Source organism: Rhodococcus jostii NBRC 16295 (genome assembly GCF_001894825.1).
Lineage (GTDB): Bacteria > Actinomycetota > Actinomycetes > Mycobacteriales > Mycobacteriaceae > Rhodococcus_F > Rhodococcus_F jostii.
Map to the genome: position 1 here is coordinate 27,419 of NZ_BCWY01000083.1, position 14,318 is coordinate 41,736.

Consider the following 14,318-nt stretch of genomic DNA (forward strand, 5'->3'; position numbering starts at 1 on the left):
TGTGAGTACTTCTTAACCGCGGGCGGTTAACAAGTACTCACAGGTCAGGCGGCACCGATCTGCGGGATCCGCGGCCGCCAGCGGTAGACCTCGGGCTGGGCGCCGTGGTAGAGCGCGAGGTCGACGGCGTCGAGCATCGCCTGCCGCGGCCCCGACGTGCCGAGTTGCTTGGCGGTGACGGCGAGGCGCACCACTCCCCCGCGTCTGGCGGTCCGTCCGGAGCCGAGGACCAGTGCCCGGCACCACCACGGTTCGGCGCGGAATCCCTCACCGATCCCCAGCACACGCGACCGCACCGACGTCTCGCGTTCGAGGTCGTGGATGGCGGTCATCGTGGCCAGCAGCCGGAACCCGGCGGACGGCAGGGCCGCGACGGCACCCTGCGACGCCAGCCAGCGGGGAGGAGCGAACAGTCTGGTGCGCAGTCCGGTCTGCTCCATCACCCGGTCCGCCGCGAGTAGTCGTAACCGCGCCTCGTGCTCGGGAAGCGAGGCGAATTCGGCGCGCCGGCGTTTGGTCGCGGCCTGGTCGTATCCGTGGAGGACGACGGCGTCGCCGCGGGATCGGCGCGCGCGGACCCAGTCCTGGGTCGCGGGGTCGTTGACCAGTCGATACTTGTCTTTCAGGCGCGGGGCGACAAGCAGCGACAGCGGCACTCCGCGCGCATCCATCTCCTCGGCGAACGCGGCCGCGAAGTCGCGCGTCTCGTCCTTGATTCCTGACACCGACACGATCACCTGTCCGGTCATGGCCCCAGCGTGACAGGACAACGTGAACACGAGGCAAAGCTCGTGCGCCTTTCTGGTAGTCGGAGCTACCGGAAAGGCGCACGGGCGGCGGAGCCGCCTACTTCGGCAGGACGGCCTCGATCGCGTCGACGACCTCGGGGGCGTCGGGTTCGGTGCGGGGACGGAACCGGTTGACGACGGTGCCGTCGGGGGCGACGAGGAACTTCTCGAAGTTCCACTGGATGTCGCCCGCCGCTCCTTCGGCGTCGGTGGCCTTGGTCAGTTCCTCGTACAGCGGGTGCCGGTTGTCACCGTTCACCTCGATCTTCTCGAGCAACGGGAACGTGACGCCGTAGGTGGTGGAGCAGAAGGTCTCGATCTCTTCGGCGGTGCCGGGCTCCTGACCCATGAACTGGTTGCAGGGGACGCCGATCACGGTGAGTCCGCGGTCTGCATAGTCGGTGGCCAGCTTCTCGAGGCCCTTGTACTGCGGGGTGAGCCCGCACTTCGAGGCGACGTTCACCACGAGGACGGCGCGACCGTCGTACTCGCTGAGTGAGGTCGGCGTGCCGCCGAGGGTGTTGATGCCGATGTTCTGAACAGGAGTCGTCATGTGCACCAAGGTAGCCAACAAACCTCTGTGCGCCCAGGCTTCGAATCGCCCGGGCGCACAGAGGTTTACTTTCGGAGAGGTTGTCAGCTCTTCACGAGCACCCGCTGCTCGTTCTCTGCGGGGGTCTCGGTGGCCTGCTCCTCGACCACTTCGCCGTGGCCGTCGTCGACCATCGTCGACTCGTCGAACGGGAGCTTGCCGTCGAGAACGGTGCGGACGCGCTCGTTGTCGATCGTGTTGGTCCAGGAACCGACGAGCAGGGTGGCGACGGCGTTGCCGGAGAAGTTCGTGACCGCGCGGGCCTCGGACATGAACCGGTCGATGCCGACGATGAGGCCGACGCCGTCGAGCAGTTCGGGACGGTGGCTCTGCAGCCCACCGGCGAGGGTGGCCAGCCCGGCGCCGGAGACTCCGGCAGCACCCTTGGACGCGATGATCATGAACACCAGCAGCGACAGCTGCTCGGGGAACGACAGCGGCTGTCCCATCGCGTCGGCGATGAAGATCGAGGCCATGGTCAGGTAGATCGCCGTGCCGTCGAGGTTGAACGAGTAGCCGGTGGGGACGACGACACCGACGGTGGTGCGCTCGACGCCGACGTGCTCCATCTTCGCGATCAGTCGCGGCAGGGCGGACTCGGACGAGGACGTGGCGAAGATCAGAAGGTACTCGCGGGCCAGGTACTTCACGAGCTTGAAGATCGAGACGCCGGCGACGACGCGGAGCACGGATCCGAGGACACCGAACACGAAGATCAGGCAGGTCAGGTAGAAGCCGAGCATCAGGGTGGCGAGCTGGACGACGGCACCGAGACCGGTCTGGCCGACGACGTTCGCGATGGCGCCGAAGGCACCGATCGGCGCGAGCCACAGGATCATCGACAGGATCTTGAAGACGAGCTTCTGGACGTGGCCGACACCGCGCAGGATCGGCTCACCCTGCTTGCCGAGGGCCTGCAGTCCGAAGCCGACGAGCAGCGCGACGAACAGGGTCTGCAGCACGCTTCCCTCGGTCAGCGCCGACATCAGCGATGTGGGGATGATCGACTGCAGGAAGTCCATGGTGCCGCCGGCGCCGTGGGCCTTCTCGGCGAGCGCGGCACCGGTTCCGGCGGTGTCTGCGCTGATGTTCAGGCCGGAGCCCGGGTTGAGGAGGTTTCCGACGACGAGGCCGATGCCGAGGGCGACGGTCGACATGCCGATGAAGTAGGTGAGGGCGAGTCCGCCGACCTTGCCGACCTTGGCGGCGGCCTTCACGGATCCGATGCCGAGCACGATCGTGCAGAAGATGACCGGGCTGATCATCATCTTGATCAGGTCGACGAACATCGTGCCGAGCACGCCGAGCGACTTGCCGACCTCCGGAGCCAGCCACCCGACGAGGATGCCCGCGACGACGGCGACGATGACCCCCATGTACAACCAGTGTGTCCGGTCGCGCTTCTTGGTCTTCCCTGTCGCAGTACTCATGGGATTGTCCTCCAATTCGAGTGGCAAGCTGATCGGTGAGGCCGGGTAGTGACCGCGATCACGTCTTGGAAGAATCTTCTAAGCGATCGCTTGGCTGGAGAAGTTTGTGTTCATTACGTTCAGGAGAAGTGCATTGCCTCACCATCCGCCGAGACGGCACATGAGCGTCGCGCGGCAGCTCTTTCTCCTGCAGCTGGTCGTGTTGGTGCTGGTCATCGCCGCGGGGACCGCGCTGGCGGTCCTCGATCAACGTCGCGACAGCGACGAGACCACCCGACGCGCTGTCACGGCCGTCGCCACCGCGCTGGCCCTGTCGGACGGCACCGTCGACGCATTGCGGTCGCCCGACCCGACGGCGGTGCTGCAGCCGCAGACCGAGCGGATCCGCGCCGCGACCGGCACCGATTTCATCGTCGTGATGACTCCCGCCGGTATCCGCTTCACCCACACCAACCCGGAGCTGATCGGCGGCCTGTTCTCCGGGAACATCGACCGGGCTCTCCGTGGGGAGACGTTCACGGAGACGTACGCCGGTTCGCTCGGACCGTCGATCCGCGCCGTCGCCCCGGTCTACGACGGCGACCGGATCGCGGGTCTCGTCTCGGTCGGCGTCACGAGGGAGAAGATCGGCGACCAGTTCGCGGCGAGCCTGCCGACCATCTTCGCGGTCGCCGCGATCGGCCTGGCCGTCTCGGCGGCGGGGTCGTTCCTGCTCAGCAGGCGCCTGCGCCGTCAGACGCTGGGGATGGCGCCCGACGAACTGCGCCAGATGTACGAGCACCACGACGCCGTCCTGCACTCGATCGGCGAGGGCCTGGTGGTGCTCGGCCGCGACGGCAACGACACCGCGGAGGCCGAAGTGGTCAACGACGAAGCACGCCGGCTCCTCGACCTCCCCGAGGGCCCGGTGCCCCTGTCCGCGCTTCCGGAGTCGCTGCGGCTGTCACAGGAAGGCGACTCACGCGACGAGGTGCACGTGACCTCCGACCGCGTGCTGCTCGTCAGCCGGGAACCGGTGACGTGGGAGGGACAGCGACTGGGAACGGTGCTGACGTTGCGGGATCGCACCGAATTGCAAAGCATCATGGGCGAACTCGATTCCGTGCGCGGTTTCGCGGAGTCGCTGCGGTCGCAGGCGCACGAATCGGCGAACCGCCTGCACACGATCATCACGATGGTCGAACTGGGCCGCTACGACGACGCGATCGCGTTCGCCACCGAGGATCTGCGGTTGTCGCAGGAGCTGATCGACCGCCTGATGACGGCGGTCCACGAACCCGCCCTGGCCGCGCTGCTGCTCGGCAAGGTGGGGGTGGCCGGCGAACGGGGAGTCGACCTGACCGTCACCGAGGACACCGCGCTCGGACCCGTTGCGCCACTCAGTGCGCGTGAACTCGTCACGCTGGTGGGTAATCTCGTGGACAACGCGATCGACGCCGCCCGCGGTGCGACGGAGTCGCCCGGAGAGGATGCGTGGGTGGAAGTGACCGTCCGTCAGGAGGATTCGATGATGGTGGTGCGGGTGGCCGACAGCGGACCCGGCATTCCCGCCGACGAACTCGACAAGGCGGTCACGCGCGGCTATTCCACCAAGTCGGGTCAGCGCGGCCTGGGGCTGGCACTGGTCGCCCAGGTGGTTGCCCGGCACGGGGGGACGATCCGCACGGAGCCGTCACTCGGATCGATGATCGTCGTCGAGATCCCGATCGAGGGAGACGCCTCGTGATCCGTGTGATGATCGTCGAGGACGAACCGCTCATCGCGGAGGCGCATCGGGCGTATGTGGAACGGATACCGGGCTTTTCGGTGCACACCGTCGTGCACGACGGCAACGGGGCCATGCGCGCGGTCGCCGCCGCGAACGCCAGCGACGACCCCATCGACCTCGTCCTGCTCGACATCGGCCTGCCGGATGCCAGCGGACTCGACGTCGCCGCCGCGCTCAGCGGCGTGCGGCCGAGTCCCGACGTGATCGCGGTGACCTCGGCCCGCGACCTCGAGATGGTCCGCACCGCCGTGGCCCGCGGAATCGCATTGTATCTGCTGAAGCCGTTCACGTTCGCGGCGTTCCGCGACAAACTCGAGCGGTACCGGGAGTTCCGCGACGCCCTGCCCGCCGGAAGCAACGCGCTGAGCCAGCACGACATCGACCGGGCGATGTCGGCGCTGCGCACGTCCGACGAGCGCGCGACGTCACCGAAAGGTGTTGCACCACAGACCCTCGACCACGTGTCAGCGTGTGTGCGGGATGCCGCCGGACCGCTCACCGCGGCCGAGGTGGCCGCGAGCATCGGGGTCTCCCGGGTCACGGCGTGGCGCTATCTCGAACGCCTCGCCGACGACGGCGTCCTCACCCGGCACACCGAGTACGGCCGGGCGGGACGTCCACAGATTCGGTACGCGCTGCGCTGACCCCCGTAACGAACCGGCCACACCGCGCGAGACACTGAGTGAGGCGAAGTATCTCCTGTCGGGGGACGACGCAGGGAGAACACATGAAGACTCGCGCAGCAGCAGCGGCAGGGTTTCTGACGGTAGCGACGGCGACCGCGCTCACCGGATGCACCGGCGGAGACACCGCGGCGGCACCGCTCACCCCGGCCGCAGCGCAGGGCGGGCCCTGCCTCGACCTCGATTCCACACTGGTCACCGACGCGTTCGCGACGCTCGGCGACGCACCGGGTGGCGACCCGTGGGTAGCGGGCACCGCCTCCGATGCTTCCGGCGAACACTGCCCGCAACTCGTGTGGGCCACCGCGGAGACGCCCATGGGGACGGTGAGTTCGCCGACCCAGGTGCTGTTCTTCCACGACGGCACCTACCTCGGTACGGCCACGGCCGAATCGTATGCCTACACCCGCGTGGTCGGATCCACCGACGATGCGGTCTCGGTGGAGTACAAGTGGCTCGGCGACCAGGACGCCCACTGCTGCCCGTCGGGCGGACCCGCGGTCATCACCTACACCTGGGACGGGTCCCAGGTGGTCATGGAGCAACCGTTGCCGCCGGAGATGCTCGACTCCTACAACTGACCGCACCTTAGTGGCGGCGAGCGTGACTGCAGCACAACAGCATCGGCAAAGCGGTGTTTCCGGGCCGAGCGGGGGCGAGAAAACCCCTCGACAGAGGTTGTGACCTGCATCACATCGGTGGACGATGAGGAGGAGTCACCTCCGGCTCGTAGTCACTCAGTCAAGGACTTCACGATGTCTAGCAGAATTGCCACCACACTCGCCGCGATTGCAATGACCCTGTCACTCGGCGCTCTGGCTGCCCCCGCAGCAATCGCCGCCCCGCTCGCTCCCGCACCGACCCCGGCAGTCGGTTCGATCTCGGTCTGCCTCAACCTGCCACTGGGATCGGCCAGCATCAGTTTCTGCGTCTGACCCACGCACGGGTTTCGCGGTACCTACCCGCAGCGCCGGGACACCGCATTCAACGCCTCCAACCTCAGCTCACGGAGCGACCGCGGAGGTGACGATATCGGCGACGAATTCGGCGGCCCGATCGTCGAGTCCCTTGTGTTCGATGATGCTGCGGTAATAAAAGGATCCGTTGATCATCGCGGTGAGTAGTTCGATGTCGACGTCCGGACGGACGTCGCCACGAGCGATTCCCCGCTGGATGATGATGCGCATCCCGGCGGGAAATCGGTCCAGGAACGGCTGCACGTCTCGCTGAAAGTCGTCGTCCTCGGCGCTTGCCGCGACCGAGCCAGCCATGATGCGCCGGACGCCCTTCGTCCGGTACATCGCCGCTCGATCCCGCAGGAACGCGACGACCTCGTCGCGGAACGAACCGAGGTCGGGGACCTCTCCCGGCGGGACGAGGCGTTCGATGGCTGCCACGAGAATCGCTTGCCTGCCGGACCAGCGGCGGTAGATGGTGGGTTTGCTGACGCCTGCTCGGGCCGCGATCGCGTCGATGCTGACCGCGCTGTAGCCGCGTTCCATCCACAGTTCGAGCGTCGCATCGAGAATCGCCGACGTTGTGTCGCTACTGCGCGGCCTGCCGGCCCGGGTGGCGCTGCCTCGATCAGCCATTTCACCACCTTTCGGCATGGATCCATTACTCGTCCGTACTCTAACAGGCGCCTCCCCTCGTGCCGTGGGACGAATTGTTCCGCAGTCACAGTCGGCCCGGGAAGGACCGACGACGACCGTTCGAGATACGCCTCGGTAACGAAACACTGCACCGACGCGGCGGAGGGATCACGGGCCTGCAGCCCCTCCGCCGTGATCGGGCGTTCCGCTCGGTCAGCCCGCGGACACCACCGCTGCACGCTCACGCATGAGGGGCATGACGTCCCGGCCGAACCGGGTCGCCTCCTCGTCGTGCGGGTAGCCGGAGAGACAGAAGTGTGTGCAGCCGACGTCGACGAACTCCGACAGGGTGTCGGCGACCTGCCGAGGGTCACCCACTACGGCGACGCCCGCACCGGGGCGAACGGTGGTGATTCCGCTCCACAGGTGGTCGCCGAGACGGTAGTCGTCGGCTTGCACGAGTTGCTGCATGCGGTCCTGCGCCTTCGAATCGGTCCAGTCGCCGCGCCACTTCTGCTCGTCGGCTCCGGCGATCAGGGCTTCGGCAGCGCTCCACGCCTCGGCTTCGGTGTCACGGACGATCACCTGCAGCCGCATTCCGAAACGGAGTTCGCCTTCGCGTCCGTACAGCGCGGCCCGTTCCTTCGCCTCGGCGATCTTCTGCGCGATCACCTCGGGCCGGTCGCCCCAGAAGAGATACACGTCAGCATGTTTCGCACACACGTCGACGGCTGCATCGGAGAGACCGCCGAGGAAGAACTCCGGGTGGGGCTTCTGGAGCGGGCGCGGCTTGACGACTGCACCCTCGACGGTGAAGTGATCGCCGCGGTGGGTGACCGGCTCGTCCTCGGTCCACACCCGCTTCATGATCTCGACGGTCTCGTCCATCAGCCGGTATCGCGCATCGTGGTCGTGAAAGAGGCCGTCTCCGGCCAGTTCGGTGGGGGAACCTCCGGCGATGAGATTGATCGCGACGCGTCCGCCGGAGAGCTGGTCGAAGGTACTGATCATCTTGGCGGTGACGGTCGGCGCGATCACTCCCGGCCGAGCCGCCACGAGGAGGGTGAGGCGTTCGGTGCGGGCGGCGACCATGGCGCAGGCGATCCACGCCTCGTAGCACTCGGTCTGAACCGGCACCAGTGCATATTCGAACCCCGCCGCTTCCGCGGACTTGGCGACTCGCTCGAAGAGCTCCAGGCTCGGTGCAGTTCGTGCATTCGGATCTCCGAATGCGGTGGTATCCCCCATGGTCGGGATGAACCATCCGAAGTGAAGTTCCGGTTCGTGGGTCGGTGTCGACATCCTGTCTCCTTCGATAGCGGTCGTGTGCCGTCGTGTCTGCGCCCGTGCGCCGCACAGTTCACACATGCATTTCGACACCGAACCGTATCGCAATGGGATCGCGCACTCAATAGCGAATATTCCAGGGCAGTCTCCAGAGAATTCGTCGCAAACTCATCATTGACCGGATCAATACGACACCGTATCGTATCGTCGTGTTGATGAGAGACAGGTCACACAGAGGAGTGCTTCCATGGTTCAGATTCCCGTTGTCCACCACGTCGCGCTGACGGTCGGCGACCTCGACGCGAGCGTCGAGTGGTACGAGCAGGTGTTCGGCATCCAGCAGGTTCTCGACGTGCCGCACGACGGCGGAACCGCCACAGTATTGGCAGACAGAGATTTCCGGCTCGTGATCGGGCTTCATCGCCACGATCACAACCCGGGCGCGCAGTTCGCGGAGACGCGCAGCGGACTCGACCACGTGAGCTTCCGGGTGGACGGCCGCGAAGAACTGACCGCGTGGGGCGACCGACTCACCGAACTCGGTGTGCGGCAGACGGATGCGGCCGATCAGCCGCTCACTCAGGCACCGATCGCGGACACGGCCTACGGCTCGGTGCTGGTCTTCCGCGACCCCGACAACATCCAACTCGAACTGATCGCACTGCCCGCCGCATGACGTCGCGCCACGACACTTCGACGGAGGAGAAACATGCTCAACCTCGCTGTTCTGCTGGAGGATTCGACTCGCGAACACCCCGCGCGTGACGCGGTGGTGTGCGAGGGCATCCGGCTGACATACGGAGATCTCGACGCCGCGGCGAATCGCGTCGCGAACCTGCTGACCGGCCTCGGCATCGGCCCCGGCGACAAGATCGTCCTCGCCTGCCCGAACGTGCCCAGTTTCCCGGCTGTGTACTACGGCGCCCTCAAAGCCGGCGCGGTGGTGGTACCGATCAACATTCTCCTCAAGTCCGAGGAGATCGCCTACCACCTGGCGGATTCGGAAGCCAAGGCGTTCTTCTGCTTCGAGGGGTCCGAAGAACTGCCGATCGGCGAACACGGTCTCCGGGCGTTCGCGGACGTCGACGACTGCGCGCACTTCTTCTCTGCAGCCGCCGACCCCATGGCAGCACACTCGGCACTCACCGGGGTGACATCGCTGGGCGAGGCGCTGCGTGCACAACCGCCGACTTTCGACACCACGGCAACACGGCCCGGGGACACCGCAGTCATCCTCTACACCAGTGGCACGACCGGCAAACCCAAGGGCGCCGAACTGACCCACGCCAACCTGGTGCTCAACGCCCGCCTGTTCGACGTGATGTACGCCGACCATCCCCACGACGTGCACCTGGTGACGCTGCCGCTCTTCCACACGTTCGCACAGACCATTCAGATGAATGCCGGCTTCTACAAGCGCGCAACCCTGGTACTCCAGCCGCGGTTCACCGCCGCCGACACGTTGCGACTGATGCAGTCCGAGAACGTCACCTTCTTCGCCGGGGTTCCCACCATGTACTGGGACCTCCTCGGCGCCGACGATTCCGGCGTCGACCTCGACCGGATCCGCGGCGCTCTGCGCTACGCGGTCGCCGGAGGTGCTCCGCTGCCGATGGAGGTGCTGAAGGGTTTCGAGACCAAGTACGGTGTGCCCGTCCTCGAGGGGTACGGGTTGTCCGAGACCAGTCCGGTCGTCGCGTTCAACCGCCACGATCGTCCGTCCCGTCCCGGCTCCGTCGGACTCCCTGTCTGGGGTGTGCAGGTACGAATCGTCGACGAGGAGCGGAACGACGTCGGCCCCGGCGATCCGGGCGAATTGCTCGTGCGCGGCCACGGTGTCATGAAGGGCTACTACCGGAGACCCGACGAGACGGCGACCGCACTTCGCGACGGCTGGCTCCACACCGGCGACATCGCGCGACGCGACGCCGACGGCTACCTCTACATCGTGGACCGCAAGAAGGACCTGATCATCCGCGGCGGGTACAACGTCTATCCCCGTGAGGTCGAGGAGGTCGTCATGGGCCACCCCGACGTCAGTCTCGCAGCGGTCGTCGGCATACCGCACCCGCGGCACGGGGAGGAAGTCAAGGTCTTCGCCATCCGTGAACCCGGCTCGACACTCGGCGAGCTCGAACTGGTCACCTGGTGCCGAACCCGGCTGGGGGGCCACAAGTATCCACGTCTCGTCGAGTTCCGCGACGACCTCCCGCGGAACGCGACCGGCAAGATCCTCAAGCGCGCTCTCACCTGAGTCCGATATGACAATGCGAAGGGAGCACCTCGATGTCCACCGCAGCGCGCAACTCTGACGTCGGCGCGATCCGACACCCGGCATCGGCACCACCCACACGATCGGCCCACTCCCCGATCCGCGGCTGGGCCATCGCCGTGATGCTGAGCGCCATGATGGCGATCAACTTCGCCGACAAGAGCGTCCTCGGCCTGGCGGCCGAACCCCTCATGAAGGATCTCGGGCTCACACCGAGCCAGTTCGGCCTCGCAGGCAGTGTCTTCTTCCTCCTCTTCGGCGTCGCGGGAGTCGCCGTCGGCTTTCTCGGCAACCGGTTCACGAGCACGCGGTTACTCCTGCTGATCGCGCTGGCGTGGTCGGTGTCGATGCTGCCGCTGCTGCTCGTCCCGTCGCTGGCCGGTCTGCTCGTCAACCGTCTTCTACTCGGCGCAGCGGAAGGCCCGACCGCACCCCTCGCCGGACATGCGGTACAGAAGTGGTTCTCCGAATCGAAACGATCGGTGCCGACGTCGATGGTGTTCCTCGGCTCCGGGCTCGGCGTTGCTCTCGCGGCGCCACTCCTGACCTACTTGATCACGAACTTCGGTTGGCAGTCCGCGATCTGGTGCCTGGCCGCCGTCAGTCTCCTGTGGGCGGCCGGATGGAAGGTGGTGGGTCGTGAAGGCCCGCTGAACACCTATGATTCGGCGGCGGATCTGCCGGGCGACAGCGCCCCCACAGCGGAGGTGCGACTGCCGTATCGCAGGTTGTTCGCAGCGTCGTCGTGGTGGGGGCCGATCCTCGCGCTGGCTCCCGGGTACTGCGCCTTCGCGCTGTTCAGTGTGTGGGGACCGAGCTATCTCGTACACGGTCTCGGCTTCTCTCCGCACACGATGGGCTGGCTGATCGGCGTCTACGGACTGGTCGCAGCATTTGGACACGTGTTCTTCAGCTGGCTCAGCGGCGTTCTCGTGCGGCGCGGAATCAGTACGCGCTGGTCGCGCGGCGTCTACACGGGAGCTGTGGTGTGCCTGAGCGGTTCGCTTCTCGTCGCGGCCATGACGATCGCCACCGGGTCGGCGGCAGCCTGGTTGATGCTCGTCGGCTTCGGATTGGCCAACACCGTGTACACGATCGGCTACCTCCTCGTCGCCGAGTCGTCGCCCGTCGGTCAGCGCAGCGCGATGCTCGCCACCTTCAACTCGGTGGTCACCGCCGGCGCCGTCCTCGCGCCTGTGGTCGCGGGCGTGTTGGTCGACGCCGCCGCAACCCCGACCGCGGGTTACCGCACGGCGTTCCTGTGGTCCGGACTGCTGCTGGTTCTGGGCGGACTCGGCACAGCCGTGTTCACCCGACCGGACCGCGACACCCGGCGACTGGGCCTGCGCGGAACCGACATCACCCGACCGGCAACTCCACTGTCTCGACAAGAAATGGAATGAACATGACTGTGTCACAACTTCTCATCGGGGACTCGTGGGTCCCTTCGGCGTCCGGCGCCGAGTTCACGACCCTCGATCCGGCAACGGCCGAGACGATCGGTGTCTGCGCGGAAGCCGGCGCCGAGGACGTGAAACGCGCTGTGACTGCGGCGCGTACCGCTTTCGACCGCGGGACCTGGCGGCACCTCCCGGCCGCCGAGCGCGGCAGACTACTGTGGCGGATCGCCGACCTCATCGAAGAACGCGCAGACAGCCTCGCGCGCATGGAAACTCTGGACCAGGGTCAGCCACTGAGCTTTTCGTCCGGAATCAGCGTTCCGTTCGCCGTCGAGACCTTCCGCTACTACGCCGGCTGGTGCACGAAGATCGAGGGCACCGTCAAGTCGGTCTCGATTCCCGACGTCCTCGCGTACACCACCCGGGGGCCGGTCGGGGTGTGTGCACTGATCACGCCGTGGAACTACCCCCTCCTGCTCGCATCCTGGAAACTCGCCGCCGCGCTCGCAACCGGCAACACGGTGATCCTCAAGCCCGCGGAGGACACCCCTCTGACCACTGTCGAACTGGCACGGATCTGCGTCGAAGCCGGGGTACCCGACGGAGTGGTCAACTGTCTCACCGGCGGTCCGGAGGTGGGGCAGGCTCTCGTCCAGCACCCCGATGTCGACAAGGTCTCGTTCACCGGGTCCACCCAGGTCGGTAAGGAGATCGTGCGGGCGGTCAGCGGCAACCTCAAGAGGGTGAGCATGGAGCTCGGCGGTAAGGCTCCGAGCATCGTCACCGAGTCGGCGGATCTGGAAGCCGCGGTCGCGGGGAACCTCGAGGGAGGTCTGGTCAACTGCGGCCAGACCTGTGTTGCATACACCCGCTTCTTCGTTCCACGGAAGATGGCCGACACCTTCGCCGAGCATCTTGCCGCGGCGGCCGCGACGCTGCCGATCGGCCACGGACTGCAGGAGCAGACGGTACTGGGTCCGCTGGTGTCGAAAGCTCATCTGGACCGGGTCGCCTCGTACGTCGAGAAGGGGATCGCCGAAGGAGCACGACTGGTCGGCGGCGGCGCACGACCCGGTGGGGACCTCGCCGGCGGAAACTTCTTCCAGCCGACCGTGTTCACCGACGTCACCGACGAGATGACCATCGCTCGCGAGGAGATCTTCGGTCCGGTCCTGTCGGTGATGCCCTACGACGACATCCAGGAAGCGGTCACCCGGGCAAACGACACTCCCTACGGGCTCGGAGCGAGCATCTGGACCCGCGATCTGACTGCGGCGCACCGACTCGCCGCCGACATCCGCAGCGGCATGGTGTGGGTGAACATGTCGCCGCTGTGCGATCCCTCGGTGCCGTGGGGCGGCGCCAAGCAGAGCGGCTGGGGACGGGAACTCAGCAGCTCCGGACTCGACGAGTTCACCGAAGAGAAGTCGGTCTGGATCGCCCTGCGGGACTGACCGCCACCCGTCCGGCGCGGGCCGGCCCGACAGCCCGGCCCGCGCCCGCCCTCCGAACCAAGGAAGACTCTCATGGATCCGACTACCGGCCATGCCTCGACGCTGGCCACCGTGTGGGACTCGGTCTGGAACCACGGCCGACTCGACACGCTCGACGAACACTTGTCTCCGCAGTACATTCGCCACGGCAGGTCCGGTGATCAGGACGCGACCGCGATGAAGGACAGCGTCGCGGCGGTGCGGACAGCGTTTCCCGATCTCCACCTCACGATGCACGATCTGATCGAAGACGCAGATCGTGTCGCCCTCCGATGGCAGGGCTCCGGCACCCACGACCGCATGTTCCGAGGCGTTCCCCCCACCGGTCGAACAGTCACCGTGTCGGGCACGACGTTCGTTCGATTCGACAGGTCCGCGATCGCCGAGGAATGGGTGATCTGGGACGACTCGGACATCACCCGGAGCCTCGGCGTGATCGCACTCGGTCAGCACCCCGCGTTGTAAGGAGCAGAGATGATCACCACACAGCCACCCACGGTCGACGACGCCACCATGCGCGGGGTCCATCGCACCTTCGTCACCGGCGTCACGGTCGTCACCACGATGGACCACGGGGTCCCGAAAGGACTGGCAGTCAACGCCTTTTCCAGCATCTCGCTGGACCCGGCGCTGGTCATGGTGTGTGTTCAGCGCTCCTCTGCCACACACGATCCGCTCTTCCGCTCCACACATCTCGGCATCAACATTCTCGCCGCCGACCAACTCTCGACCGCAAGCGTGTTCGCGAGCAAAGGGGTCGACAAGTTCGCGGCCGTTCCGTGGAGCCCGGCGGAGCACGGTTCCCCCGTGCTCTCCGGCGCATGCGCGTGGATGGAGGCGGAAATCTGTGAGCGGCTGCAGGTCAGGACCCACACCGCCTTCGTCGCACGTGTCGTCGGCGCCGAGCACTCGGACCGGCCCGCCCTCGTCTACCGAGCCGGCGAGTTCTTCGACAGCTCCCGGCTGCACCCCGCGTAGACACCACGGAAGGAAAGAACGATGACCACCACGAG

The 14,318-nt window shown here is 66.6% G+C and carries 15 protein-coding genes; 10 read left to right on the forward strand and 5 right to left on the reverse strand.

Features of this window, described 5'->3' with window-relative positions:
- Window positions 1-44: 44 nt before the first annotated feature.
- From RJ1_RS35185 to RJ1_RS35195, 3 genes are all read right to left on the reverse strand, one after another.
- A complete protein-coding gene (locus tag RJ1_RS35185; RefSeq protein WP_073367204.1) occupies window positions 45-749 on the reverse strand; it encodes a DUF2334 domain-containing protein in 705 nt (234 codons plus the stop codon).
- Window positions 750-846: 97 nt separating this feature from the next.
- Window positions 847-1,341 (reverse strand): glutathione peroxidase, encoded by a 495-nt coding sequence (locus RJ1_RS35190; protein ID WP_073367242.1) that lies wholly within the window; start codon window positions 1,339-1,341, stop codon window positions 847-849.
- 83 nt (window positions 1,342-1,424) lie between these two features.
- A complete protein-coding gene (locus tag RJ1_RS35195; RefSeq protein ID WP_073367206.1) occupies window positions 1,425-2,810 on the reverse strand; it encodes a cation:dicarboxylate symporter family transporter in 1,386 nt (461 codons plus the stop codon).
- A gap of 160 nt (window positions 2,811-2,970) precedes the next feature.
- On the opposite strand from RJ1_RS35195, the gene RJ1_RS35200 reads away from it, so the two are divergent.
- The 4 genes from RJ1_RS35200 to RJ1_RS35215 all read left to right on the forward strand — a co-directional run bounded on the left by RJ1_RS35200 (window position 2,971) and on the right by RJ1_RS35215 (window position 6,196).
- On the forward strand, window positions 2,971-4,536 hold the full coding sequence (locus RJ1_RS35200) for a sensor histidine kinase (RefSeq protein ID WP_073367209.1): 1,566 nt from the start codon (window positions 2,971-2,973) through the stop codon (window positions 4,534-4,536).
- On the forward strand, window positions 4,533-5,222 hold the full coding sequence (locus tag RJ1_RS35205) for a response regulator (protein ID WP_073367213.1): 690 nt from the start codon (window positions 4,533-4,535) through the stop codon (window positions 5,220-5,222). The genes RJ1_RS35200 and RJ1_RS35205 overlap by 4 nt, the downstream gene beginning before the upstream one ends.
- Before the next feature lie 83 nt (window positions 5,223-5,305).
- Window positions 5,306-5,842 (forward strand): LppP/LprE family lipoprotein, encoded by a 537-nt coding sequence (locus RJ1_RS35210; RefSeq protein WP_073367215.1) that lies wholly within the window; start codon window positions 5,306-5,308, stop codon window positions 5,840-5,842.
- A gap of 174 nt (window positions 5,843-6,016) precedes the next feature.
- Window positions 6,017-6,196, forward strand: a complete 180-nt coding sequence (locus tag RJ1_RS35215; RefSeq protein WP_073367218.1) for a hypothetical protein — start codon at window positions 6,017-6,019, stop codon at window positions 6,194-6,196.
- A gap of 69 nt (window positions 6,197-6,265) precedes the next feature.
- Here RJ1_RS35215 and RJ1_RS35220 read toward each other — a convergent pair whose 3' ends face one another.
- Together RJ1_RS35220 and RJ1_RS35225 are read right to left on the reverse strand one after the other, a co-directional pair.
- A complete protein-coding gene (locus RJ1_RS35220) occupies window positions 6,266-6,853 on the reverse strand; it encodes a TetR/AcrR family transcriptional regulator (RefSeq protein WP_073367221.1) in 588 nt (195 codons plus the stop codon).
- 213 nt (window positions 6,854-7,066) lie between these two features.
- On the reverse strand, window positions 7,067-8,155 hold the full coding sequence (locus tag RJ1_RS35225) for an LLM class flavin-dependent oxidoreductase (protein ID WP_073367224.1): 1,089 nt from the start codon (window positions 8,153-8,155) through the stop codon (window positions 7,067-7,069).
- A 232-nt stretch (window positions 8,156-8,387) separates the two neighbouring features.
- Here RJ1_RS35225 and RJ1_RS35230 point away from each other — a divergent pair, with 232 nt between their 5' ends.
- The 6 genes from RJ1_RS35230 to RJ1_RS35255 all read left to right on the forward strand — a co-directional run bounded on the left by RJ1_RS35230 (window position 8,388) and on the right by RJ1_RS35255 (window position 14,283).
- A complete protein-coding gene (locus tag RJ1_RS35230) occupies window positions 8,388-8,816 on the forward strand; it encodes a VOC family protein (RefSeq protein ID WP_073367226.1) in 429 nt (142 codons plus the stop codon).
- Window positions 8,817-8,849: 33 nt separating this feature from the next.
- The gene (locus RJ1_RS35235; RefSeq protein ID WP_073367229.1) at window positions 8,850-10,394 is read left to right on the forward strand and encodes a long-chain-fatty-acid--CoA ligase; all 1,545 of its coding nucleotides are present in this window, start codon (window positions 8,850-8,852) and stop codon (window positions 10,392-10,394) included.
- Window positions 10,395-10,426: 32 nt separating this feature from the next.
- Window positions 10,427-11,815 (forward strand): MFS transporter, encoded by a 1,389-nt coding sequence (locus tag RJ1_RS35240; RefSeq protein WP_083400509.1) that lies wholly within the window; start codon window positions 10,427-10,429, stop codon window positions 11,813-11,815.
- A 2-nt stretch (window positions 11,816-11,817) separates the two neighbouring features.
- On the forward strand, window positions 11,818-13,266 hold the full coding sequence (locus tag RJ1_RS35245; protein WP_073367232.1) for an aldehyde dehydrogenase family protein: 1,449 nt from the start codon (window positions 11,818-11,820) through the stop codon (window positions 13,264-13,266).
- 72 nt (window positions 13,267-13,338) lie between these two features.
- Complete coding sequence (locus RJ1_RS35250; RefSeq protein ID WP_073367234.1) at window positions 13,339-13,770, forward strand: ester cyclase; 432 nt, start codon at window positions 13,339-13,341, stop codon at window positions 13,768-13,770.
- 9 nt (window positions 13,771-13,779) lie between these two features.
- Window positions 13,780-14,283, forward strand: coding sequence for a flavin reductase family protein (locus RJ1_RS35255; protein ID WP_073367237.1), 504 nt, complete (start codon window positions 13,780-13,782; stop codon window positions 14,281-14,283).
- The last annotated feature ends 35 nt before the right edge of the window (window positions 14,284-14,318 follow it).